This window comes from Terrabacter sp. 01T434 (genome assembly GCF_056398545.1).
In genome coordinates this window covers 21,516-44,358 of the sequence record NZ_JBFTPP010000010.1, presented here as the reverse complement: position 1 = coordinate 44,358, position 22,843 = coordinate 21,516, and the positions used below count along the sequence as shown (strand labels likewise).

Below are 22,843 nucleotides of genomic sequence, written 5' to 3'. Positions count from 1 at the left end.
CCGGCGCGTGGTGCTGCGTCCGGTGGGCTGATCACCACACCGGACGCAACACCATCCGCAGGTTCATCCGATGCCACCCGGGCTCGCCGCCGGGCATGCTGGCGCCATGGGGACGAGTCAAGGCGGGGATCGGGCGGGGGTGATGTTCTGGTTGGGGCGGAGGCCGCTCGTCGTGGCGGACGCGTCCGGGGGCGTGACCGATGGCGGGCCGCAGTCGCACAGCGGCCGACGCTTGAGCGGCTCGGGGGCGTGCGCGATGCTGAGCGCATGAGAGAGCACACGGGTGAGAGCCGAACCGCCTCCACCGAGGACGAGGCCGACCACTTCGAGGTGGTCGACAATCCGGAGCTCGGACGGTTCGAGCTGCGCGACGGTGAGCGCGTCATCGGCGTGGCGAGCTACGCCCTCGTGACGGAGGACCGGGCCGAGGACGCCAGCGAGCAGGCGCCCGACCGGGTCGTCTTCTTCCATACCGAGGTGCGGCCGGAGTACGAGGGCCAGGGTCTCGCCGCCCGTCTCGCGTCGTTCGCGCTCGACGCCACGGTGGCGGCGGGCCGCACGATCGTCGCGCTCTGCCCGTACATCAAGGTCCACCTCCGTCGTCACCCCGAGCCGTATGCCGCCCACGTCGCCGCGCCCAGGCCGACCGACATCGAGGCCGCCGACGAGGCCGCACGGACCGCCGCGGGGTGAGCCGACCGCGGGTCGTCGTCGTCGGTGGCGGCATCATCGGTTCGGCCGTCGCCCGTCGCCTGACCTTGCTCGAACCGCGACCGCAGGTCACCCTCGTCGAGAAAGAGCTCACGCCCGGTCGGCACCAGACCGCGCGCAACAGCGGCGTCGTGCACGCAGGTCTCTACTACGCTCCCGGCTCGGCCAAGGCCGCCCTCTCACGCACCGGCGTCGAACGGCTGCGTCGCTACTGCCGCGAGCGCGGGCTCCCCTACGAGGAGGTGGGCAAGCTCGTCATCGCGCTCGACGAGGCCGAGGAAGGGCGCCTGCGTGACATCGAGTGCCGCGCGCTGGCGAACGGTGTGCCCGGCCTCCGGTGGCTCGGGAACGACGCCCTGCGAGAGGTCGAGCCGCACGCGGTCGGACGGGCGGCGCTGCACTCCCCCACGACGGCGATCACGGACTTCTCACGCGTGGCGGAGGCCATGCTCGCGGACGCGCGGGACCGGGGCGCCCAGGTCGTGACCGACTTCGAGGTCGTGGGGTTCGGGCAGTCCGGTGGTCGCGTCGACGTGCAGGCGGCTGATGGGCGACACGTCCACGCCGACCGGGTCGTCCTTGCGGGTGGCGTGCACGCCGACCGTCTCGCCGTGCTGGCCGGCGACGGCCCCACCCCGGCGATCGTGCCATTCCGGGGTGAGTACCACCAGCTCCGGCCCGAGGCCACCCACCTCGTCAGCGGGCTCGTCTACCCGGTGCCCGACCCGCGCTACCCGTTTCTCGGCGTGCACCTGACCCGACGCGTCGACGGCGGCGTGCTGCTCGGCCCGAACGCCGTGCTCGCGACCGCTCGAGAGGGCTACCGTCGCCGCGACGTCGACCTTGAGGTGATACGAGCTCTCTTCGCCTCCAGGGGTTTTCGACGCTTCGCGCGATCCAACCTGCGCACCGGCATGCAGGAGGTCGTCGGCTCGCTGAGCCGTCACGCGTTCGTCGAGCGCGTGCGTCGCTACGTCCCGGAGATCGACCATGCCGATGTCGAGCCCGCTCTCGCCGGCGTCCGGGCCCAGGCGATGGATGCGGACGGCTCGCTCGTCGAGGACTTCCGGTTCAGCCGCGTCGGCGCCGTGCTCTGCATCCGGAACGCGCCGTCTCCCGCAGCCACGGCATCGCTGGCCATCGCCGACCTCGTCGTCGACCGGCTGGACCTCGCCGGAACGTGACGGCCCGCCCGGTGTGCACGACAGCACCCGCCCCGTCAGTGCTTGCCGAAGTAGTCGCTCGCCCCCATGGCGTCGATGACGGACGGCGCGCCATGCAGGCCCACGGCATAGCCGCCGAGGTCCTTGGCCGTGTCGGCGATCGAGATGACCGGACTGACCAGTCCCCACGGCGAGAGGTGCAGGTCGGGACCCTTGGTCGGGTTGAGAGCGATCTGGGTGCCGAGGGCGTTGGGCAGGGGGTCGTCACCGACGAAGGGCACGTGGTCGACGAAGGACCCGAGTGGGTTCTGCACCGTCGTCAGGATCTCGCCACGCACGTGGTAGTTGCGGATCTGCCCCGACGACAGTCCTGCGTCGTGGTGGCCGAGGGCGGCGGCCGCCAGGACCGTGTTGGGATGGACGCCCGCAGCATTGAAGGTCACGGCCGGGACCTCGGTCGCGACGGAGGCCGTGCTCGCGAGACCGCCGCCGAGGGAGTGCCCGGTGAGCACCATGTTCTCGCTGCCGACGGCCCTGGCGAGGTGCTGGGCCAGGGCGATGGCCTGGAGGTGCTGCGCGCTGAGGCCGCCCATGCCCTGCTGGGCGTTGGTCGCCCAGTCACTGACGCTCGTCGGGTCGGTGCCCGCGAAGGCCAGCACGTAGTCGCCGTTCGCGTCGCGATAGATGTTCGCGGCGAAGCCGCCGGGACCCGTGAGCGTCCGGGGATCGATCCCCAGCGCCTCGAGCTGCGCGGTGTCGAGCACGTCGAACTCGTCGGTTTCTGTGCCGTCGTAGACGCCCTTGGCCAGCTCGGCGAGCTGGAGATCCATCTCCTGGGGCCTGGTGCCCCGTAGACCGTCGGCGAAGGGCGGTTCAGCCGTGGCCTCGACACCGACCGAGGCCGAACCGCCGAGCCCGAACGGGAGCAACGGCCCCGGCGTGAGCAGGCTCCCGGGGCCACCGCTGGCCGATCGCTGGGCGCGGGAGTTGTCGCCGAGGCGTGTTGCCATCCGGTCGAGGGTCGAGCCGAGCGACGACAACGCGGTCGAGCTGGCGCGCCAGCTCTCCTGGGCCGCATCGGCATCTGCGCCACCCCATGAGCGGCTCAGCACGGCAAGGGCCCTCGCGCCGTTGGCGCGGATCACCTCGACCTCGCCTGCGCACGCGTTCAGCTCGCGGGCGACACGGTCGAGGGCTTCTGGGTCAGCACCCTTGCGGTAGAGCACGCGTTCCTCCTGTCGACGGTGCGCCCACCGTAGGGGCTGCCGCGCCAGGGGGCCATGGGGAGCACTACCCGCCCCCTGTCGCTGCGACTCCCTCCCGTGCGCCGGTGGGCGGGGTCATGACCGTGCCCGGAGGCGCAGGGCCACGAGACGGCCGGCGACGCCGACGGCCAGCACGCCGAGGCCGGCAACGAGCGACCCGATCGGCACCGCGGCCGCGAGGCTCAGGCAGCCGACCAGACCCGCCCCGGCGACGAGCCGCGGGTAGCGGCGGTGCGCCGGGTCCTGGGTCAGCGCCGACGCGTTGGCCACCGCGTAGTAGAGCAGCACCCCGAAGGAGGAGAAGCCGATGGCTCCACGCAGGTCGGTGGTGAGGACGAGCACGCACACGATGACGGCCACGGCGACCTCCGCGACGTGCGGCACGGCATACCGCTCGTGCACGGCGGCGAGAGGGCGGGGAAGGTCACCCTCGCGCGCCATCGCCAGGACCGTTCGGCCCACGCCGGCGACGAGGGCGAGCAGCGCCCCGAGCGCGGCGACCACCGCCGCGGCGGAGGCCGCCCACGGCAGCCACCCGCCCGGACCCTGGGCCGCGACGGCGAGCTGGCGCACCGGGGCCTGCGTCGACGCCGTGGCGCCCGGCCCCAGCACGCGCAGCAGGAGCATGGCCGTGACGGCATACAACGGCACGATGACTGCGAAGCTCAGCAGGACGGCGCGCGGGATGGTCCGTGCCGGCTCGGCTCGAGGACCTCCTCCCCCAGCGTGGCGACGCGCGCGTAGCCGGCGAAGGCGAAGAAGATCAGGGCCGCTCCCTGCAGCACGCCCCCGAGGCCGCCGGACCCGGGCAGCGGGACTCCGCCGTCGACCGTCGGCACGTCCCACCGGGCCGCGGCAGAGATGGCGAGGACGATGGCGACGAGGGTGACCACGACGGTGACGAGCCACCGGGTGAGGGCGGCGGTGCGGGTGATGCCGTGGTAGTTGACGGCCGCGATCACCACGACCACGGCGGCCGCGAGCGGGCGTTGCCAGGCCGGGGGACGAGGTAGACGGCGACCGCGAGCGCCATCGCCGCACAGCTGGCGGTCTTGCCGATGACGAACCCCTAGCCGGCCAGGAAACCCCACCACGGTCCGAGGCGCTCGCGGCCGTAGACGTAGGTGCCGCCCGACCTCGGGTACTGCGCAGCGAGCTGGGCCGAGGAGGTGGCGTTGCAGAAGGCGATGACGGCTGCGACCGCGAGGGCGGCGAGCAGCCACGACCCGGCGGCCGCGGCTGCCGGCGCGAACACGGTGAACAGACCCGCCCCCACCATCGACCCGACGCCGATGAAGACGGCGTCACGCGCGTTGAGACGCCGGGCGAGAGCCGAGGTGGTGGTGTCGGATGTCATGCCCCCAAGTGTGGTGGGTGGCCTCGGTGGGGCGCGTTCAGCCCCGCACGTCGGTGAGCATCGCCTCGAAAGGCGTGACGTCCGCGAACGGGTCGACCCGGGCGGCTCGAGGCGAGCCGCTGACGAGGGCCGCGAAGGCCGTGCCGGCCCGCTCGATGCGTTCCCCGAGTCGGCCCGCCTCGACGCTGCCCCAGTCCTCGCTCGCCGCGAAGACCGCGACCGGGGCCACGAGCGCGCCGAGGTGGGCGAAGAGCGGCCGCAGGGCGTGGTCGATGGCGAGCGAGTGCCGGGCCGTGCCGCCGGTGGCGCCGAGAAGGACCGGCGTGTCGCGCAGCGTGTCCTTGGGGAGCACGTCGACGAGCATCTTGAACAGCCCGCTGTAGGACGCGGCATACACCGGCGTCGCGACGATGACGGCGTCGGCCTCGGCGATCGCGTCGAGACGGACCTGCAGGTCCGGGGAGGCGAAACCGGTGAGCACGTTGTTCGTCAGGTCGTGCGCGACGTCTCGGACGTCGACCACCTCGACGACGACCTGGCGGGGCGCGAGCGCCCGGACGGTCGCGTCGGTGAGGCGGTCGGCGAGCAGGCGCGTCGAGGACGGCTGGGTCACGCCGGCCGTGACGACGGCGATGTGGAACGGGTTCACTTCGTCACCTCCAGGGTGGGCACGGTGGACGCTGCGGTGCCGGTCGCGGCGGCGAGCCGGCTCGCGTGGGTCGGGGCGTCGGGCACGTGGGCGGGCTTGAGGGCGGCGAACTCCTTGCGGAGGACCGGCACGACCTCCTCGCCGAGGATGTCGAGCTGCTCGAGGACGGTCTTGAGCGGCAGGCCCGCGTGGTCGAGCAGCCACAGTTGGCGCTGGTAGTCACCGGCGTACTCCCGGAAGCCGAGCGTCCTCTCGATGACCTCCTGCGGGCTGCCGACGGTGAGCGGGGTCTGGCTCGTGAACTCCTCGAGCGAGGGGCCGTGGCCGTAGACCGGGGCGTTGTCGAAGTAGGGCCGGAACTCGCGCACGGCGTCCTGGCTGTTCTTCCGCATGAAGACCTGCCCGCCGAGGCCGACGATGGCCTGGTCGGCGCTTCCGTGGCCGTAGTGCTCGAACCGGCGGCGGTAGAGCTGGACCATCTGCTTGGTGTGGCTGGCCGGCCAGAAGATGTGGTTGGAGAAGAAGCCGTCGCCGTAGTAGGCGGCCTGCTCGGCGATCTCGGGGCTCCGGATCGACCCGTGCCACACGAACGGGGGAATGCCGTCCAGCGGCCGCGGCGTCGACGTGAAGCCCTGGAGCGGGGTGCGGTACTTGCCCTGCCAGTCGACGACGTCCTCGCGCCACAGGCGGTGCAGCAGGGCGTAGTTCTCGATGGCGAGCGGGATGCCGTCGCGGATGTCCTTGCCGAACCACGGGTAGACCGGGCCGGTGTTGCCGCGGCCCATCATGAGGTCCATCCGGCCGTTGCTCAGGTGCTGGAGCGTCGCGTAGTCCTCGGCGATCCGGACCGGGTCGGTCGTCGTGATGAGTGTCGTCGACGTCGACAGCAGGATCCGCTCGGTCTGGGCGGCGATATAGGCGAGCGTCGTCGTGGGGGCCGACGGGATGAACGGCGGGTTGTGGTGCTGTCCGGTCGCGAAGACGTCGAGCCCGACCTCCTCCGCCTTCTTGGCGATGGCGACGGTGGCCTGGATCCGCTCGTGCTCGGTCGGCGTACGGCCCGTCGTGGGGTCGGTGGTGACGTCGCCGACGGTGAAGATCCCGAACTGCATGTGTCCCAGCTCCTTTTGATTGATGATTCAATCATACCGAACGTCGCGGGGTCCTCCCCCATTCCCGCTGTGACATCCTGTCGCGGTGAGCGCCGACATCTCCCCCAAGGACCGCTTCATCACGGTCTACGGCCGCAACCCCGTCCACGAGGTGCTCCTCGACGGGGACCTGCACGTCGACAAGGTCGTCATCGCCGACGGGGCCCGCGGCAGCGGCCTGCGCGAGATCCAGCAGGCGGCCCGGCGCCGGGGCGTCGAGGTGCAGCATGCGAGCGCCGAGCGGGTCAAGAAGCTCGCCGGCAACGGCCGACAGGACCAGGGCGTCTTCGCCGACGTCGTGGCGCCCCGGATGCGTCCGCTCGAGTCGGCACTCGGCGAGGACGCGCCGTCCCTGCGCGCCGTGCTCGTGCTCGACGGCGTGACGACTCCCGCCAACGTCGGGATGATCCTGCGCTCCGCCACCGCAGCCGGCATCGACGGCATCGTCGTCCCGCGCAAGGGCGTCGCCTCTCTCGACCCGCTCGTCGTCAAGGCCTCGGCGGGGGTGGCGTTCCGGGCGCCGATCCTCAAGGCGTTCACCGCGGCCGAGGCCGTGGCCGACCTCAAGCACGCGGGCTTCCACGTCGTCGGGCTCGACGCAGGCGGTGACGACGACCTCTTCGCTGCCCACCTGCCGGAGCCCGTCGCGTTCGTCCTCGGCAGCGAGACCGCCGGGCTGACCCCCGAGGTGGCCGAGCTCGTCGACACGTGGGTGTCGATCCCGATGGCGGCCGGCGTCGAGTCGCTCAACGTCTCCGCCGCTGCCGCCGTCGTCTGCTTCGAGCTCGTCCGCCGCTCCCGCCTCTGAGCGGCGCGTGGCGGTCCGGCGGACCGCCATGAGGTATGCCGTCAGCCCGGGCCACGCACGCCCGTGCGGCGGCGCAGCGGCTCGTGGCGGTCGGTCGGGCCGGGACCCCGTCAGCTGCCCCACTTCTCGGCGAGCGCGCGTACGACCTTGATGTCGCGGGCGGTGCCGGTCGCTCCGGTCAGGCGCTCGAGGCGGGCGTTGGTCAGCTTCGCCTGGTGCGCGGGCTTGGTGAGGAAGAGCAGCACGTCGCTCCCGAGCACGAGCACCCTCTCCCCCGGCTCGTCCCACGCCTCGAGCGCCCGACGCCCGTCCGCGCTGATCCCGCCCGTCGTGAACGTGACGTAGCGCCGGGCGTCATCGCCGAGCGGAGACTCCGCAGTGTCGGCGTCGGCGGCCGTCTGCCGCAGGGCGGCCGGGGTCCGGGCGACGACGGGCACGTCGAAGCCGAACTCGTCGCTGATCAGGCCGCGCAGGGCCGACTCGACCTTGGCGACACTGCGCATCGACGTCGTGACCCGCACGTTGCCGCTCTGGATGTGCGTCACGACATCGTCGAACCCGTTGTCGGACAGGTGCGCTCGCAGACGCTCCATCTTGACCCAGCGCTGGCCGACGTTGACCGCGCGGAGGAAGCCGATGTAGGTCGCCACGGTCACGCCCCCACGCTCTCGAGGGAGCAGGTGCCGCGACCGACGGACTCGACGCGCCCGCCGACATGGATCCCGCCCCGGTCGTCGATGTCGAGGAGCAGGCGCGACGGGCGGCCCACCGCGGCCCCTTGGTCGACCTCGATCGACACGTCGCGGGCGCCCTGCGACACGAGCCAGCCACCGAGGTTGGCGCACGCCGATCCGGTGGCGGGGTCCTCGAGGACGGCCTGGCCCTGCGCGTAGAAGAGCCGGGCCTCGATGCTCTCGGGCCCGCTCCAGGCCCAGGCGTAGACGTGCGGGGGGCGGTCGGGCGGGGTCATGTGCTCGGCCATCCGGTGCGGGTCGGGGTCGCAGGCGCGGACGCTGTCCACGTCGTCGAGCCGCACGACGAGCTGCTCGACCCCGGCGTCGACCCAGCTGGCGTCGGAGCGCACGAGCGACGCGGTCTCGATCCCGAGCGCGGCAGCGAGGTCCGCGCCGCTCGCCTCGACCTCGCGCAGGGTGGCCGCCCGGGCCGTCAGGCGCCAGCCGCCGTCGACGCGGGTGACCGGGATGCGCCCGGCCGGCATGGTGAGGTGCACCGTGTCCAGACCGCCCCCGAGCGCTGCGACGACCTCGGCCGTGCCCAGCGTCGGGTGCCCGGCGAAGGGCATCTCGTGCCCGGGGGTGAAGATCCGCACGTCCGCGTCCCCCGCCGTGCCGTCCCCGAGCGACGTCACGAACGTCGACTCGCTGAGGTTGAACTGGCGCGCCCACGCCAGCATCTCCTCGTCGGTGAGCGCGGCGGCGTCGGGAAAGACGCAGAGCGGGTTGCCCGAGAAGGGCCGGCCGGCGATCGAGAAGACGTTGAGCAGGTGGAAGGGCAGGTCCATGTCGCTGAGTCTGCCCGAGAGTCAGCCCGAGAGTCTGCCGCGAGTCTGCGAGAGTGTGCCGGAGCGTCGCCGGTCGGCGACGGCCCGAGGCGCTGGCTCGCCGATACTGTGGCGGTCATGGCCACTCCCGACGGTGTCGTTCCCGGCAACATCTACCTCTTCCGGCACGGCGAGACAGAGTGGTCGCTGAGTGGGCAGCACACCGGGACGACGGACCTCCCGCTGCTGCCCGAGGGTGAGGCGGCTGCCCGCGAGCTCGCCGACGTGCTGCGCAAGCACCGCTTCGAGCGCGTGCTCGTCTCCCCGCTGCAGCGCGCGAAGCGGACGGCCGAGCTGGCGGGCCTCGGTGACTTCGAGGTGGAGCCGCTGCTACGCGAGTGGGACTACGGCGCCTACGAGGGCGTCACGACGAAGCAGATCAGCGCGGAGATCGGCCACCCGTGGGAGGTCTTCGTCGACGGCGTGCAGCCCGGCGTCACGCCGGGCGAGACCGTCGAGGAGGTGTCGGCGCGGGCCCAGCAGGTCATCGACAAGGTCTGGCCGGACCTCGAGCACGGCGACGTCGCGCTCTTCGGCCACGGCCACGCGCTGCGCGTGCTGACGGCCACCTTCCTCGGGGTGGACCCGCGCTTCGGCCAGCAGCTCATCCTCGACGCCGGGTCGATGAGCGTGCTCACGCACCACCGTTCCACCCGCTGCCTGGGGATGTACAACCTCTCCCCCTGGCGGCTGCTCTCCGAGGACTGAGCACAGCGCAACCCGGGCGTATGCCGTGTGCCCGGGCCCGCGGCATACGCCAGCAGGTGGTGGTGCAGTCCCAGACGCTCGCGCGGTCAGCCGCGCGGGAGCTCCCAGGTGTGCACCGGCTCGTTGGCCATCATCCCCTCGATGTAGTGGCGGAGCATCTCGCGCAGCGCCCGGTCGCGGGGCAGGCCCCGGGCCTCGAGCCGGGCGACGCACTCGGTCTGCCACGAGGCCCCGTTGACGCCGAGGAGGCACCGCTGCTCGATGATCGTCAGGAAGCGGTCGCGAACGGCCGCCGAGACGCCCCAGCGCTCGAGACCCTCGTGCGCCATGGGCAGCAGTCGTCGCAGCACGAGCTCGGTGGCCGGCACGTCACCGAAGCCGGGCCAGTAGGTGCTGGCGTCGATCCCGAGGCGGGCGCCCTCCTCGAAGTTGGCCTCCGCGGCCGAGAAGCTCATCCGGGTCCAGACCGGGCGGTCCTCCTCGGCGAGGATGCGCATGGTGCCGTAGTAGAAGGCGGCGTTGGCCATGACGTCGGCGATGCTCGGGCCGGCCGGCAGGACGCGGTTCTCGACGCGCAGGTGCGGCCGGCCGCCGACGATGTCGTAGATCGGGCGGTTCCAGCGGTAGACCGTGCCGTTGTGCAGGCGCAGCTCCTTGAGCTCGGGCACCTCGCCGCGCTCGAAGACCTCCTCGGGCTCCTCGTCGTAGAGCTCGGGCAGCAGCGCCGGGAAGTAGCGGACGTTCTCCTCGAAGAGGTCGAAGATCGAGGTGATCCACCGCTCGCCGAACCACACCCGAGGGCGCACGCCCTGGTTCTTCAGCTCGACCGATCGCGTGTCGGTGGCCTGGGTGAAGAGCGGGATCCGGGTCTCGGCCCACAGCCGCTGGCCGAGGAAGAAGGGCGAGTTGGCGCCGAGCGCGAGCTGGGGGCCGGCGAGGACCTGCGCGGCGTTCCAGTGGTCGGCGAAGCGCTCGGGCTGGACCTGCAGGTGCAGCTGGATCGAGGTGCAGGCCGACTCGGGGGCCAGGCTGTCGGAGTAGCGCGCGATGCGCTCCCCCGTCGGGCCCTCCAGCTCGAGCCAGACGTCCTCACCGCGCGCATCGAGCACCGCGTTGTTGAGGGCGGCATAACGGATGTTCTCGCTGATCCAGTCGCCCTCGAAGTGCTCCGGCATGACCGTCGGCAGGATGCCGATGGCCACGATGCCGGCATGGGCCTCGGCGGCCTTGGCGGAGGCCCGGTTGAGGGACTCGCGCAGCAGCTGCTCGAGCTCGATGGCCGAGTCGCCCGGGAGCGGGCGGGGGTGGACGTTGAGCTCGATGTTGTAGCGCGCCAGCTCGGTCTGGTAGTCCTCGTCGGCGATCTGCTCGAGCACCGTCTTGTTGTCGAGCTTGGGCCCGAGGTCCTCGTTGACGAGGTTGAGCTCGATCTCGAGACCGGTCATCGGTCGGTCGAACTCGAACTCGCTCTTGCCGAGCATGCGCTCGAACACGTCGAGGTCGCGGCGCACCTTCTCGCGGTACTCCTGCCGCTGCTCGCGCGTGTACCTGGCCTGCTCGACGTCGGCTCCCACGTGAGGAGACAACCACACTCGCGGTCTCGACGCGAGTGGCACGCACGCAGCGGCCACCACCTGGGCTCGGGTCCCGGCAGGTGGTGACCGCTGCGGGGTCGGGGGCTCAGCCCTCGAAGGCCTCCGGCGGCGGGCAGGAGCAGACGAGGTTGCGGTCGCCGTAGGCACCGTCGATGCGGCTGACCGGCGGCCAGTACTTGTCGGCGGCGTGCACCCCGACCGGGAAGGCGGCCTCGGTGCGGTCGTAGGGGTGGTTCCACTCCCCCGCGATGTTGAGCGCCGTGTGCGGGGCGTGTCGCAGCATGCTGTCGGCCACGGCGACCTCGCCGGCGCGGATCGCCTCGATCTCGCCGCGGATCGCGATCATCGCGTCGCAGAAGCGGTCGAGCTCGTAGAGGTTCTCGGACTCGGTCGGCTCGACCATGAGGGTTCCCGCGACGGGGAAGCTCATCGTCGGTGCGTGGAAGCCGTAGTCGACGAGGCGCTTGGCGATGTCGTCGACCGTGACACCGGTCTCGGCTGTGATCTGCCGGACGTCGAGGATGCACTCGTGCGCGACGAGGTCATCGTGGCCGGAGTAGAGCACGGGGTAGTGCTCGCGCAGCCGGGCCGCGATGTAGTTGGCACCGAGCACGGCCATCTGGGTGGCGTGGCGCAGGCCCTCGCCGCCCATGAGCCGGACGTAGGCCCACGAGATCGGCAGGATGCTCGCCGACCCGTAGGGCGCGGCGGACACGGGGCCGACGCCGGTCTCGGGCCCGGCCTCCGCGGCGAGCGGGTGGTTGGGCAGGTGCGGCGCGAGGTGGGCGCGCACCGCGACCGGGCCGACACCGGGACCGCCGCCGCCGTGCGGGATGCAGAAGGTCTTGTGGAGGTTGAGGTGGCTGACGTCCGCGCCGAACTTCCCGGGCTGGGCGAGCCCGACGAGGGCGTTGAGGTTGGCGCCGTCGACGTAGACCTGTCCGCCCGCCTCGTGGACGAGCTCGCACAGCTCGGTGATGGTGTCCTCGTAGACGCCGTGCGTGGACGGGTAGGTCACCATGATCGCGGCGAGGTCGTCGCGGTGGGCCTCGATCTTGGCGCGGAGGTCGTCCGTGTCGATGGTGCCGTCGGCGGCGGTCTTGACGACGACGACCTTGAGCCCTGCCATGACCGCGGAGGCGGCGTTGGTGCCGTGGGCGCTCGCGGGGATGAGGCAGACCCGACGGTGGCCCTCGCCGCGCGCCTGGTGGTAGGCGTGGATCGCGAGCAGGCCTGCGAACTCGCCCTGCGAGCCGGCGTTGGGCTGGAGGGAGACGGCGTCGTAGCCGGTGATCTCGCACAGCCACGACGACAGGTCGTCGATGAGGGCGCGGATGCCCTCGGTCTGCTGCGCCGGCGCGAACGGGTGGAGGTTGGCGAACTCCGGCCAGGTGACCGCCTCCATCTCGGTGGTGGCGTTGAGCTTCATCGTGCACGAGCCGAGCGGGATCATGCCGCGGTCGAGCGCGAAGTCGCGGTCGGAGAGCCGGCGCAGGTAGCGCAGCATCGCCGTCTCGGAGTGGTGCGCGTGGAAGACCGGGTGGGTGAGGAACCCGGACGTGCGGGCCAGACCCTCGGGTATGCCGTGTGCTCCCGTCCCGATCGTGCCGGACGTCACGTCCTCGATCGGGTTCACGCCGAAGGCGTCGAGGACCGCGTGCACCGTTGCGGACGTGGACGTCTCGTCGAGGCTGAGCGAGACGCGGTCGGCGTCGACGCGCCAGACGTTGATGCCCCGGTCTGCGAAGGCGGCCGTGACCTCGTCCGCACGACCCGGCACGACGACCGTGAGCGTGTCGAAGAACGCCGTCGTCTCGACGTCGAGGCCACCGTCGATGAGGGCGCCGCGCAGGGCGGCGGTGAGGGTGCCTACGCGCTTCGCGATGGCCACGAGCCCGGCGGGACCGTGCCACACGGCATACATGCTCGCCATGACGGCGAGCAGCACCTGCGCGGTGCAGATGTTGGAGGTCGCCTTCTCGCGGCGGATGTGCTGCTCGCGCGTCTGCAGGGCCAGGCGGTAGGCCTGGTGCCCCTCGGCGTCGACGGAGACGCCGACGAGGCGGCCGGGGATCTGTCGCTCGAGCCCCCGGTGCACGGCCATGTAGCCGGCGTGCGGACCGCCGAAGCCCATCGGGACGCCGAAGCGCTGCGCGCTGCCGACGGCGATGTCGGCGCCCCACTCACCCGGGGCGCTGGCCAGGGTGAGCGCGAGCAGGTCGGCGCAGGCGGTCACGAGGCCCTTGGCCTCGTGGACGGCCGCCGTCAGAGCCGTCCAGTCGACGATCTCGCCGGTGGCGTCGGGGTACTGCACCAGTGCACCGACCACAGGCTTGCCGTCGGCGGCGGCGGCCAGGGAGTCGGCGTCGGTGACGCCGCGCAGGTCGGTGACGCGCAAGGGCAGTCCGAGCGCGTCGGCGCGCGTGCGCATCACGGCGATGGTCTGCGGGAAGAGCCGCTCGTCGACGAGCACGACGGCGTCGGCAGGTGCCTTGCTGGCCCGGCGCATCAGCGACATCGCCTCTGCCGCGGCGGTCGACTCGTCGAGGAGGGACGAGCCTGCGACGTCGAGCCCGGTGAGGTCGGTGATGACCGTCTGGAAGTTGAGCAGTGCCTCGAGGCGTCCCTGGGAGATCTCGGGCTGGTAGGGCGTGTAGGCGGTGTACCAGGCGGGGTTCTCCAGGACGTTGCGGCGCACGACCGGCGGCGTCACGGTGCCGTAGTAGCCCAGGCCGATGAGCGAGGTGAGAACCGAGTTGCGCGAGGCGAACCCGCGCAGCTCCTCGATGACGGCGCTCTCGCTGGCGGCCGCGTCGATCCGGAGCGGCGACTCCGACCGGATGGCGCCCGGGATGGCGCGGTCGCACATGGCATCGAGGCTGGGCTGCCCCACCACCTCGAGCATGTGGCGCACGTCGTCGCCGCCCGGGCCGACGTGGCGGCTGACGAAGTCGGCCATCACCGTCTCGGTGGACGTTCCGGTGGTGACGGGCACGAGGTGGTCGATCGACATGCGGGCTCCTGACGGGTTCGAGCGGACGACACACGCTCCCCGTCTGTCGAGCACGGTGACGTGCCTCCAGAGTTGCCTCGCCCGCGTGGTCCTGGCGCCTGAGAGGTTCCGGGGATGTTGCCCCTTCGGCGCCTCGCAGGTGCAGCGCACCCCGAGGACTCTCCCACGCAGGGTCGATCGGCACTCCCGAATCTACCAGCAGGCGCGGGCCGTTCGGTCATGCGAACGGCCCGGCCGGGGTGTCCGGTCGGGCCGTGTGCAGCCGTCTCCGGCCGTCTCCGTCCGTGTCGCAGGGGGCGTTGCCGCGGCGCTCAGGCCAGCCGGCGGGCCTGGCGGCGAGCGGTGAGCTCGTCGTCCGGGTGGTCGAGCGCGGCCTCGTCGTCGACGCGCTCGCTGGGCAGCAGGGCCAGCTCGCCCTCGACCTCGCGCCACACGCGTCCGACGGCGATGCCGAAGACACCCTGTCCACCCTGGACGAGGTCGATGACCTCGTCGGCGGAGGTGCACTCGTAGACGGAGGCGCCGTCGCTCATGAGGGTGATCTGGGCCAGGTCCTCGACACCGCGCTCGCGCAGGTGGCTGATGGCGACGCGGATCTGCTGGAGGGAGACCCCGGTGTCGAGCAGGCGCTTGACGACCTTGAGGACGAGGATGTCGCGGAAGCCGTAGAGACGCTGGGTGCCGGATCCCGTGGCGCTGCGCACCGACGGCTCCACGAGTCCGGTGCGGGCCCAGTAGTCGAGCTGGCGGTAGGTGATGCCGGCGGCCCTGCAGGCCGTCGGGCCGCGGTAGCCGCTGTCCTCGTTGAGCTCGGGCAGGTCGTCGGTGAACAGCAGGCCCTGGGACCCGACGGGCACGGCCCGCGCGGAGTCGCGCGCGTCCTCGATGGCGGCCATGCCGTCCTCCTCCTGCTCATGCTGCGGGCCGCGGTGGTGCGGTCGCGCAGACGACAACCAGATAACTACAGTCACGTCGTTCTACTGAAGGTAGGCCGCGAACCCGGTCCGGTCAATCACCCGGGGTCCGCATGACGCGGCGTGTCGGGACGCAGTGCATCCTTCGACGTCTACGTGAAGGTGAAGCTCCTGGTGGCGTCAGTCGGGGTGGTCGGGCAGATCCGGACGGTCGCCCGGCTCCTGCGACTCTGGTGCCGGCCCTTCGAAGTCCTCGGCCGACACGTGGTCGAGGAACTCCTTGAAGCGCTCGACCTCGTCGTCCTCCTCGGACGACACGACGATCGCGGCCTCGTCGAGGATGGCGGGCTCGACGAGAACCTTGGCGCCCGTGCGCAGGGCGAGCGCGATGGCGTCGCTGGCGCGGGAGCTCACCTCGGCCTTGCCGTCGATGATGAGCGCGGCGTGGAAGACGGAGTCCTTGAGAGCAACGATGCGCACCTCGGTCAGCTCGTGGCCGAGCACCGCCAGGACGTCTCGCATCAGGTCGTGCGTCAGCGGTCTCGGAGGCACGACACCCTGCTGGGCGTAGGTGATCGCGGCAGCCTCCGCGGCCCCGATCCAGATCGGCAGGTAGCGTCCGCCGTCCCGCTCCCGGAGCAGCACGATCGGTTGGTTCGTGGGCATCTCGACGCGGACGCCCAGGACATCGACCTCTCTCACTCCTCCACCGTACCCCGGGCTGTCGACGACGGGGACGGCCCTCAGCGAGCGAGTCCCGCGCGGACGAGCGCGACGTGCAGGGCGATGCAGGCAGAGGCGATCTCGGCCGCGCGGTCCTCTCGGGTGCCGCTCCCCCGCCGGGTCGCGAGGACCTGGTCCACGAGTCCGATCTCGCGGTCGGCTGCGGTGCGGAAGGGCCGGAGGTGGCGCGCCTCGAGACCGTGGGCGGCGAGCGTGCGCGCAGCGGCCGCGATGGCCAGCGCCTCGTGCCCGAAGTGGCCGCGGCCGTCGGGCTGGAGCAGCCCGTAGGTCTCCAGGGCGTGCATCGTCTCGCGGTCGATGCCGGTGGCCTCGCGCAGCTCGGGACCGGTCAGGGAGATGTCACGTCGCGGCAGGAGCTCGTGCGGCTGCGGCACCTCCGGGTCGTCGCTCGGCGCGGGCGGCTGGGGTCGGCCGCCGGCGTTGTCGACCGGCTCGGCCAGACCCCGGTCGAGGGCGTCGAGGGCGTCACGGATCACCTTGAGCGGCCAGTAGCGGTCGCGTTGCGCGGTGAGGACGTAGTGCAGCCGGCGGACGTCGTCCTCCGTGTAGGTCCGGTAGCCGGACGCGGTGCGGTGCGGCAGCACCAGCCCCTCCGCCTCGAGGAAGCGGATCTTCGACGCGGTGACGTCGGGGAAGTCCTCGGACAGTGCAGCCAGCACCTTGCCGATGGTGAGGCGTCGTGGAGCGGGTGCGGTGCCGTCGCCCGCGACCGTGCCAGCGGTCATGCGCCTGCGTGCTGGGCAGCTCCGGACGAGTAGTACACGAGGCGGAACTTGCCGATCTGGACCTCGTCACCGAGGTGCAGGGGTGCCTCGTCGATGCGTTCCCGGTTGACGTAGGTGCCGTTGAGCGAGCCGGCGTCGCGCACGACGTAACCACCGCCCTGGGCGACGAACAGCGCGTGCTTGCGCGAGACGGTCACGTCGTCGAGGAAGATGTCCGAGTCGGGATGACGGCCTGCTGCCACCTGCTGGTCGTCGAGCAGGAAGCGGGCACCCGTGTTGGGTCCTCGGAGCACGACGAGCAACGCCGTGCCGGGACGCAGGGCCTCGATGGTGGCCTGGTCCTCGGCCGTGAGGCCACGCGGCGTGACGGTGTCGACGTGGTCGCTGTCCTGCGACGGCACGCCCTGGAACCGCATGGTGCGGGGTTCGACGTTCATGTCGTCGGGGTCGGGCAGGTCGCTCGACATGCGGTCCTCCTCTGTGGTGCGGGCGGATTCGGGGTGCAGCCACTCTAGTTGACCCGGGCAGGTCACAGCGTGCCGTGCGTCACGGGCGCGCGGCTGCCCGGCGGGCGGCACGGGTCAGGCAGAGATCAGTCTGGAACCAGGCAGGGATCAGGGCAGGGACGCGGTGTAGGTCGACGCGTCCATGAGTCCGTCGACGGCCGAGGCGTCGGCCAGTCGCAGCTCGAACATCCAGCCCTCGCCGTAGGGGTCCGAGTTGATGAGCTCGGGCGACGCGTCGAGCGCGGCGTTGGTGGCGGTCACCTCGCCCTCGAGGGGGGCGTAGACGTCGCTGACCGACTTCGTCGACTCGACCTCCCCGCACGAGTCGCCGGGGGTGACCGTGTCGCCCACGGCCGGAAGGGAGACGTAGACGACGTCACCGAGGGCGTCCTGCGCGAACGAGGTGATGCCGATGCGAACCACCCCGTCGTCGCCGACGCGGACCCACTCGTGGTCGCTGGTGTAGCGCAGGTCAGAGGGGTAGTCCAGCTCGCTCATGTCACTCCTTCGTCGATGCGCGGCCCAGGGCGGGAGGTCGTGGCCGCGCGTGCTGCTGTGCGTGGACGCCGCAGACGATGCGGCGGCACCTGAGAGGATGCCATGCCAGCGCCCAGCGCGCAGGAAGTGGGGCCCACTGCGTGTCCCGGTGCGCGACGCACGGCTCCCTGCGTCACTCGACCGGTTTGGCGTGGGTCATCTTGGTGGGTTGGTGCAGCGAGTTGATCTCGATGAGGCTGGACTCCGTGACCGCCGCCTCGGCGCCCTTCTGCCGCACGGACTCGACGATGCCGCCGGGAATCGTCATGGCTGACGACAGGGTCTTCGAGTCGCCGATCACCTTGATGACGAGGGGGCGCGGCACCGTCACGCCGTCGATCTGGATCTGTCCGTTGCGGTCCCCCACGAACGAGGAGGCGACCACGCGGACGCCCCCGACGTCGATGGACTCCGCACCCGCGTCGCGCAGCTCCTGGATGATGTCGAGGACGATGGGTCCCGTCACGGCATTGGTCGGGTCGGTGATGCGCATCGTGATCCCGGGACCCTTCGCAGCGATGGTCCCGGCGAGGATGCCGAGGGTGTCGACGCGCTTCTGCGCCTGCTCGAGCGCCTCGGCCGCGGTGCCGGTGCCGTTCTTGAGACGGTCGCGGGTGGACTCCAGCTCGCGGACCTGCTGGTCGAGGCGTGACGAACGCAGCGAGATGTCGTCCAGCACGCGGACGAGGTCGGTCTGGCTGAGCTCGTCTAGGCCGCGCTGGTTCGTCAGCTGGACCTGGGCCGCGATGCCGGCTCCGAGGAGCAACGCGAGCAAGGCGCCCAGTGCGTTGGCCCGGGTCGCGCGTGGCCAGCTCATCCTCAGGAGGCGCTTCCACGCAGCCCGGCCCTCGACCGGGACCCGGCTCGTCCCGGTCCCGCGCGCCTCGGACGACGTGAAGTCGACCTCGGCGCCGTCGTCGACACTGGTGCCGAAGACCGGCACGGCTGTGGAGGTCTCGTCGCTCCCCTGGGCGTCGGCATCGACGGCCAGGTCAGGGGCGTCCTCCTCGATGGCGGGGGGCGGTCCCGGGCGACCCTTCTTGCGCTTTGCCATGCTCAGGCCTTGAACAGGTGCCGCCGGATGGAGGCGACGTTGGAGAAGATCCGGACGCCGAGGACGACGACGACTCCGGTCGAGAGCTGCGAGCCGACTCCCAGCTGGTCGCCCAGGAAGACGATGAAGGCCGCGACGACGACGTTGGACAGGAACGAGACGACGAAGACCTTGTCGTTGAAGATGCCGTCGAGGATCGCTCGGATGGCGCCGAACACGGCGTCCAGGGCCGCGATGACGGCGATGGGCAGGTAGGGCTGGATCCACACCGGCACCGAGGGATTGAGGAAGAGCCCCACCGCGAGTCCGGCCAACAGGCCGAGAACTGGGATCACGAGGGCTTCTCCTGACTGCTCGGTGTCGCCGGGTTCCCGGTGCCCGGGGTGGCGCTTCGGTTGGGGGTGCCCGAGGGCGATCCCGGGGTCGACGTGCTCGTGGGGGGCGAGCCTACGGGCGGGCCGACCGGTTGCGCGACCTCGAGACGTGCGGCGGAGTCTCCCGGCACGGTCAGCGAGTCGTGGCCGGCCATGACCGACCGGATCTTGTACTGGTCCGTCAACTGCGAGAGGTAGAGCCCGGCAAATGACGGCTCGAAGAGCTGCTGCATGCCCTGGGAGTCGCCCAGGGCCGTGATGACATAAGGCCGTGTCAGGGGCCTGAAGTCGACGATGATCGCCTGGCCGGCGAAACGGATGGCCGCGGTCGAGCTGAGCCGGTGGCCGTTGATGGAGATCGCCTCGGCGCCGGCTCCCCAGAGCCCGTTGACGATGATCTGCAGGTCGCCGGAGGTGACCCGCCCCTGCTGGAAGCCGCCGCTGGGACGAGTGCCGGCGTTGGCGTCGGTCTCGGTCGAGGCCGCGTCGTCGAGAGTCAGGGTCAGGCCCGGGCCCCTCAGCGGCACCGCGCCGGCCTGCACCTCGAGGTTCTTGATCGAGGAGGTGAGGTCCGGACCGCCGGACTGCTGCAGGGACAGGGCCTCGAAGTCACGGACCTGCTTGGCGAGGACGGCAACCTTGGCCTCCTGGTCACTCCCGTGCTTCTGCAGCGCCTCGATGCGGGTGACGAGCTCCTTCTTCAGGGCGGCAGCCGCCGTGGGCTTGGGGCGCAGGGACTGCGCTGCGACGGCGAAGAGGAACCCGATGAGGATCGCCAGCACGATGACGAGCACGGTCCGGGTCGACGTCGCCCGCGGCAGGCCCGCGGCGGCGCGGCGGGACGCGGCCTCCTGGTAGCCCGGGTCGAGCGGCCGCTCCATCATCGTGGTCAGCAACGTCATCGACTCGTCGGGTCGCCGGGGTGCTGTCACGGTGTCACCGTCCGGGCACCCTGGGTCAGCACGATCCGTGCGTGGACGGCATACAGCACGGCGGCCAGCCAGTAGAGCACGACGCCCCACCACGCGAAACCCCACCCGATGGGTCGGGCGAGGTCACCGATCCAGTCGTCCCGGTGCGCGAGCAGCAGCAGGGGAAAGGCGTAGAGCAGGTTGAAGGTCGCGGCCTTGCCGACGAAGTGGACCGGCAGTCCGACCTGGCCGCGGCTGCGCAGGTAGAGCAGCATCATCGCCATGACGAGCTCGCGGGCCAGGAGCACGACGACGAGCCAGACGGGGATGATGTCGCGCCACATGAGTCCGAAGAGCGTCGCCAGGATGTAGAGGCGGTCGGCGATCGGGTCGAGGAACCCGCCGAGCCGGCTCTCCATGTTGAACTGCCGAGCGATCTTGCCGTCCAGGTAGTCCGTGACGCCGGAGAGGAGCAGCAGGAGCAGCGCGAGCCCGTCGCGGCCGGACAGGATCGCCCAGAGGAAGACCGGCACGCCGAGCAGTCGCAGGATCGACAGGACGTTGGGGATCGTCAGCAGGCGCTCCGACACGACGTGCTGGGGCTCCCCCACCTTCTCGATCTCCACGGCGGCAAGCCTAACCGGCTGCCGGAGGGCTCGATGCGCCCGCTCGGCCACGATGCGGACACGGACCAACGCCGCGGGGCCCGGCACCCCGGGTGTTGGGTCCTTGACTACTTGAAGGACTGAGAGGCGGGCGTGCTCACCACCGCCCCACGGAGCGCGCGGACGTAGACGGTCTGCTTGCCGTTGCCAGGGGGGATCATGAACGGCGCGGTACATGGCGCCCAGCTAGACGTGCCGGGCGGGCTGCTGCCGTTCGTGATCTGGCACTCGTAGGTGTAGCCGGGGACGCTGGTCCACGTCGCGGTTCCGCTGTTCCCGCTGGCGTCGACGGCCAGTCCGGTCGGCGCCGTCGGGGTCGGGGTCACAAGGAAGGACTGGGTGGCCTGTGGGGCTGCGGCCCAGGTCGCGTTGCCGGCTTGGTCGGCGTTGACGGAGCAGGTGCCGGCGGCGACGTAGCTGACGCTGGTCCCGCTGACGGTGCACACCGATGGGGTGGCGCTCGTGAAGGTCACGACCAGTCCCGAGCTCGCCGACGCGGCCACCGCGTAGGGCGCGTCCCCGAGCATCGCGGACGCCGGAGCGGACGAGGTGAACGTGATCGACTGCGCGGACTTGGACACGGTGAACGACTGCGTCACCCGGACGGCTGCGGCATACGTGGCGTCGCCGGCCTGGTCGGCGGCGATGGTGCACGTGCCGGCGGCGACGAAGGAGACGGAGACGGTGGGCCCTGAGACGGTGCAGACGCCCGTCGTGGTGCTCGAGAAGGTGACGGCCAGGCCGGAGGTCGCGGTGGCTGTGACGGTGTAGGCCGCGCCCCCGACCGTGGCCGAGGCGGGGGCGATCGAGGTGAACGAGATCGTCTGCGACCGCTTGACCACGGACTGCGACACCCCGGCAGAGGACGACGCGGCGTACGGCGCCGACCCGGCATACGTGGCCGTGAGGTTGCGCGTCCCGGTGGAGGCCCAGGCGACGACGCAGGTCGCCGTGCCCGAGCTGAGCGTCTGGCTGCCGCCGGAGCACGTGATCGCCGTGCCGCCGTCGCGGAAGACCACGGTTCCGGTCGGGGTGCCCGACGCGGCGGTGACCGTCGCCGTGAGAGTGACGGACTGGCCCACGACGGACGGGTTGGGCGATGACGTGAGCGAGATGCTGGTCGCGATGATGCGCAAGACGGTCACGGTGGCGCTCGGCGCGCTGACTGCCGTCCACCCCGAGCGAACCGCATACACGGTGTAGCTGTAGGTGCCGTCAGGCACCGAGCCGTCGGAGCAGGACGTCGCGGTCAGCAGCGCAGAGGCGGAGCTCGCGCAGGCTGCGGCCTTCGACCCCGTGGCGGTGTCGGTCCGCTCGACCCAGTACCCGGCAGGGACGACGCCGCTCGCGGGAGCCGTCCATGAGACGGCGACGCTCGAGCTGCCCGCCGGAGACGTCGCCGAGACCCCGGACGGCGCGGCGAGCGTGCCCGTCGAGGCGGTCCCGGTGCCACGACCGGCGGTCGTCCAGAAGGCCCATGCGGTGCCGGACACACCCATGAGGACCGCGAGGACCACGAGGATGCCGAGAGCGCGCACGCCGCGGTTCGGGGCGGCACGGCGTGCGCGCGGCTTCGGGGTGGTGCGGCGGTGCATCACTGCTCGGCCACCGCGGACCACGTGAGGGTGAAGGCCTTGTTCTTGCAGACGTCCTGGTTGACGTCCGGCAGGTCTCGGAGGCGGATCGCAGCGGCGGAGACGCCCTCGGTGGGGAGCGTGACCGTGGCCCGAGAAGGGACCGGCACGACGAGGCCGGCGACGAACCGGGGCTGCCGGACCTCGACGTTGGTCGCTGCCGCGCAACCTGGCGGAGTGCTGTCCGGGGCCACCGACAGCGTGAGACCGGTCAGGCGGATCGGGATCCCGTTCGGGTTGCTGACCTGGACCGGCACCTCGCGCCAGAGCCCGGGCGCGAGCTCGCTGATGTCCCCTGCCACCGCGAACCGCAGGCCGTATGCCAGCGGCGCGTCCCGGTAGGAGAAGGAGTAGGTCGTGGTGGCCGACTCACGGCCGGAACCGTCGACCGCCAGGACGGACAGCCGGTGGCGGTCCGTCCTGGCGGGGTCGAGCTCCCAGGTCAGCGGCGACGCGCAGTCGAACCACGAGCCGTCGTCCACGGAGCACCGGAACCGGACGCCCGGCTGGTCGTCGACCCAGGTTGCCCTGTTGGTCGTCGTCGAGGTCGGGTCGGCGGGCACCGACGTCAGGACCGGCGCCTCGACCGTCGTGCCGGGCGCGATGCGCGTCATCCCGAGCAGCGCCAGCAGGACCGCGACGAAGACGACGAACAGCCCCAGGGCAGCATGCCTGGCGGTGATCGGCGTCTTCACGTGGTCCTCCGCGGTCCGAACGGTGTCGAGTGCTGCCTTCATGGCCCCCGGTCAAGCCGAACGGGGTGGGCGCCGGGGTCCAGTCGGCTCCCACCCCGCCCGG

22 protein-coding genes, 1 pseudogene and 1 riboswitch are annotated in these 22,843 nt (G+C 71.6%); of the genes and pseudogenes, 4 read left to right on the top strand and 19 right to left on the bottom strand.

Going from position 1 to position 22,843, the window contains the following annotated elements:
- Positions 1-267 precede the first annotated feature (267 nt).
- Both AC1DIW_RS18755 and lhgO read left to right on the top strand, forming a co-directional pair.
- Positions 268-693: a GNAT family N-acetyltransferase gene (locus tag AC1DIW_RS18755; protein ID WP_478110086.1), complete on the top strand. Its 426-nt coding sequence runs from the start codon at positions 268-270 to the stop codon at positions 691-693.
- On the top strand, positions 690-1,895 hold the full coding sequence (gene lhgO, locus AC1DIW_RS18750) for an L-2-hydroxyglutarate oxidase (protein WP_478110084.1): 1,206 nt from the start codon (positions 690-692) through the stop codon (positions 1,893-1,895). The genes AC1DIW_RS18755 and lhgO overlap by 4 nt, the downstream gene beginning before the upstream one ends.
- A gap of 35 nt (positions 1,896-1,930) precedes the next feature.
- Here the strand turns inward: lhgO and AC1DIW_RS18745 are convergent, their stop codons facing one another.
- The 4 genes and pseudogenes from AC1DIW_RS18745 to AC1DIW_RS18730 form a co-directional block, all read right to left on the bottom strand.
- On the bottom strand, positions 1,931-3,100 hold the full coding sequence (locus tag AC1DIW_RS18745) for a Tle-like phospholipase domain-containing protein (protein WP_478110083.1): 1,170 nt from the start codon (positions 3,098-3,100) through the stop codon (positions 1,931-1,933).
- Between the two features lie 114 nt (positions 3,101-3,214).
- A pseudogene (locus AC1DIW_RS18740) lies at positions 3,215-4,496 on the bottom strand (APC family permease).
- A 37-nt stretch (positions 4,497-4,533) separates the two neighbouring features.
- Entirely contained in the window at positions 4,534-5,145 is a 612-nt protein-coding gene (locus tag AC1DIW_RS18735; RefSeq protein WP_442279583.1) for a CE1759 family FMN reductase, read from the bottom strand.
- The gene (locus AC1DIW_RS18730) at positions 5,142-6,257 is read right to left on the bottom strand and encodes an LLM class flavin-dependent oxidoreductase (RefSeq protein WP_442279584.1); all 1,116 of its coding nucleotides are present in this window, start codon (positions 6,255-6,257) and stop codon (positions 5,142-5,144) included. The genes AC1DIW_RS18735 and AC1DIW_RS18730 overlap by 4 nt, the downstream gene beginning before the upstream one ends.
- 85 nt (positions 6,258-6,342) lie before the next feature.
- On the opposite strand from AC1DIW_RS18730, the gene AC1DIW_RS18725 reads away from it, so the two are divergent.
- Complete coding sequence (locus AC1DIW_RS18725; RefSeq protein ID WP_442279585.1) at positions 6,343-7,104, top strand: TrmH family RNA methyltransferase; 762 nt, start codon at positions 6,343-6,345, stop codon at positions 7,102-7,104.
- Between the two features lie 110 nt (positions 7,105-7,214).
- On the opposite strand, the gene AC1DIW_RS18720 is transcribed toward AC1DIW_RS18725, so the two are convergent.
- Together AC1DIW_RS18720 and AC1DIW_RS18715 are read right to left on the bottom strand one after the other, a co-directional pair.
- Positions 7,215-7,760 carry a DUF1697 domain-containing protein gene (locus AC1DIW_RS18720; protein ID WP_478110080.1) on the bottom strand — a complete coding sequence of 182 codons (546 nt, stop codon included), beginning with the start codon at positions 7,758-7,760 and terminating at the stop codon, positions 7,215-7,217.
- Positions 7,757-8,626, bottom strand: a complete 870-nt coding sequence (locus tag AC1DIW_RS18715) for a PhzF family phenazine biosynthesis protein (protein ID WP_478110079.1) — start codon at positions 8,624-8,626, stop codon at positions 7,757-7,759. Before AC1DIW_RS18715 ends, AC1DIW_RS18720 begins: the two co-directional genes overlap by 4 nt.
- Before the next feature lie 117 nt (positions 8,627-8,743).
- Here AC1DIW_RS18715 and AC1DIW_RS18710 point away from each other — a divergent pair, with 117 nt between their 5' ends.
- Positions 8,744-9,373 carry a histidine phosphatase family protein gene (locus AC1DIW_RS18710; protein ID WP_442279588.1) on the top strand — a complete coding sequence of 210 codons (630 nt, stop codon included), beginning with the start codon at positions 8,744-8,746 and terminating at the stop codon, positions 9,371-9,373.
- An 86-nt stretch (positions 9,374-9,459) separates the two neighbouring features.
- On the opposite strand, the gene AC1DIW_RS18705 is transcribed toward AC1DIW_RS18710, so the two are convergent.
- The 13 genes from AC1DIW_RS18705 to AC1DIW_RS18645 form a co-directional block, all read right to left on the bottom strand.
- Entirely contained in the window at positions 9,460-10,947 is a 1,488-nt protein-coding gene (locus AC1DIW_RS18705; protein ID WP_478110077.1) for a glutamate-cysteine ligase family protein, read from the bottom strand.
- 106 nt (positions 10,948-11,053) lie between these two features.
- Positions 11,054-13,981, bottom strand: a complete 2,928-nt coding sequence (gcvP, locus tag AC1DIW_RS18700) for an aminomethyl-transferring glycine dehydrogenase (RefSeq protein WP_478110075.1) — start codon at positions 13,979-13,981, stop codon at positions 11,054-11,056.
- Positions 13,982-14,057: 76 nt separating this feature from the next.
- Positions 14,058-14,157: riboswitch (glycine riboswitch) on the bottom strand.
- Between the two features lie 135 nt (positions 14,158-14,292).
- Positions 14,293-14,877, bottom strand: a complete 585-nt coding sequence (locus AC1DIW_RS18695; protein WP_442281072.1) for a MerR family transcriptional regulator — start codon at positions 14,875-14,877, stop codon at positions 14,293-14,295.
- A 198-nt stretch (positions 14,878-15,075) separates the two neighbouring features.
- Positions 15,076-15,597, bottom strand: a complete 522-nt coding sequence (locus tag AC1DIW_RS18690; RefSeq protein WP_442281071.1) for a bifunctional nuclease family protein — start codon at positions 15,595-15,597, stop codon at positions 15,076-15,078.
- Between the two features lie 41 nt (positions 15,598-15,638).
- Complete coding sequence (gene ftsR / locus AC1DIW_RS18685; RefSeq protein WP_442281070.1) at positions 15,639-16,364, bottom strand: transcriptional regulator FtsR; 726 nt, start codon at positions 16,362-16,364, stop codon at positions 15,639-15,641.
- Positions 16,361-16,831, bottom strand: coding sequence for an FHA domain-containing protein (locus AC1DIW_RS18680; RefSeq protein ID WP_478085384.1), 471 nt, complete (start codon positions 16,829-16,831; stop codon positions 16,361-16,363). The genes ftsR and AC1DIW_RS18680 overlap by 4 nt, the downstream gene beginning before the upstream one ends.
- 147 nt (positions 16,832-16,978) lie before the next feature.
- Entirely contained in the window at positions 16,979-17,368 is a 390-nt protein-coding gene (gene gcvH, locus AC1DIW_RS18675) for a glycine cleavage system protein GcvH (protein ID WP_442281068.1), read from the bottom strand.
- Between the two features lie 172 nt (positions 17,369-17,540).
- A complete protein-coding gene (locus tag AC1DIW_RS18670; RefSeq protein ID WP_442281067.1) occupies positions 17,541-18,461 on the bottom strand; it encodes a DUF881 domain-containing protein in 921 nt (306 codons plus the stop codon).
- A 2-nt stretch (positions 18,462-18,463) separates the two neighbouring features.
- On the bottom strand, positions 18,464-18,796 hold the full coding sequence (locus tag AC1DIW_RS18665) for a small basic family protein (protein ID WP_442281066.1): 333 nt from the start codon (positions 18,794-18,796) through the stop codon (positions 18,464-18,466).
- Positions 18,793-19,767: a DUF881 domain-containing protein gene (locus AC1DIW_RS18660; RefSeq protein WP_442281065.1), complete on the bottom strand. Its 975-nt coding sequence runs from the start codon at positions 19,765-19,767 to the stop codon at positions 18,793-18,795. The genes AC1DIW_RS18665 and AC1DIW_RS18660 overlap by 4 nt, the downstream gene beginning before the upstream one ends.
- Complete coding sequence (clsA, locus tag AC1DIW_RS18655; RefSeq protein ID WP_478110071.1) at positions 19,764-20,372, bottom strand: cardiolipin synthase ClsA; 609 nt, start codon at positions 20,370-20,372, stop codon at positions 19,764-19,766. Before clsA ends, AC1DIW_RS18660 begins: the two co-directional genes overlap by 4 nt.
- Positions 20,373-20,479: 107 nt before the next feature.
- The gene (locus tag AC1DIW_RS18650) at positions 20,480-22,006 is read right to left on the bottom strand and encodes an Ig-like domain repeat protein (protein WP_478110069.1); all 1,527 of its coding nucleotides are present in this window, start codon (positions 22,004-22,006) and stop codon (positions 20,480-20,482) included.
- Positions 22,006-22,782, bottom strand: coding sequence for a hypothetical protein (locus AC1DIW_RS18645; protein ID WP_478110068.1), 777 nt, complete (start codon positions 22,780-22,782; stop codon positions 22,006-22,008). The genes AC1DIW_RS18650 and AC1DIW_RS18645 overlap by 1 nt, the downstream gene beginning before the upstream one ends.
- Positions 22,783-22,843: the final 61 nt, after the last annotated feature.

Excerpts from the sequence above, each read along its gene's own strand:
- ftsR (WP_442281070.1), bottom strand. The coding sequence starts at position 16,364 with ATGACCGCTGGCACGGTCGCGGGCGACGGCACCGCACCCGCTCCACGA.
- AC1DIW_RS18645 (WP_478110068.1), bottom strand. The coding sequence starts at position 22,782 with ATGAAGGCAGCACTCGACACCGTTCGGACCGCGGAGGACCACGTGAAG.
- AC1DIW_RS18730 (WP_442279584.1), bottom strand. The coding sequence starts at position 6,257 with ATGCAGTTCGGGATCTTCACCGTCGGCGACGTCACCACCGACCCCACG.
- AC1DIW_RS18755 (WP_478110086.1), top strand. The coding sequence starts at position 268 with ATGAGAGAGCACACGGGTGAGAGCCGAACCGCCTCCACCGAGGACGAG.
- AC1DIW_RS18695 (WP_442281072.1), bottom strand. The coding sequence starts at position 14,877 with ATGGCCGCCATCGAGGACGCGCGCGACTCCGCGCGGGCCGTGCCCGTC.
- AC1DIW_RS18680 (WP_478085384.1), bottom strand. The coding sequence starts at position 16,831 with ATGTCGAGCGACCTGCCCGACCCCGACGACATGAACGTCGAACCCCGC.
- gcvP (WP_478110075.1), bottom strand. The coding sequence starts at position 13,981 with ATGTCGATCGACCACCTCGTGCCCGTCACCACCGGAACGTCCACCGAG.
- AC1DIW_RS18670 (WP_442281067.1), bottom strand. The coding sequence starts at position 18,461 with ATGGCAAAGCGCAAGAAGGGTCGCCCGGGACCGCCCCCCGCCATCGAG.
- AC1DIW_RS18710 (WP_442279588.1), top strand. The coding sequence starts at position 8,744 with ATGGCCACTCCCGACGGTGTCGTTCCCGGCAACATCTACCTCTTCCGG.
- gcvH (WP_442281068.1), bottom strand. The coding sequence starts at position 17,368 with ATGAGCGAGCTGGACTACCCCTCTGACCTGCGCTACACCAGCGACCAC.
- AC1DIW_RS18715 (WP_478110079.1), bottom strand. The coding sequence starts at position 8,626 with ATGGACCTGCCCTTCCACCTGCTCAACGTCTTCTCGATCGCCGGCCGG.
- AC1DIW_RS18650 (WP_478110069.1), bottom strand. The coding sequence starts at position 22,006 with ATGCACCGCCGCACCACCCCGAAGCCGCGCGCACGCCGTGCCGCCCCG.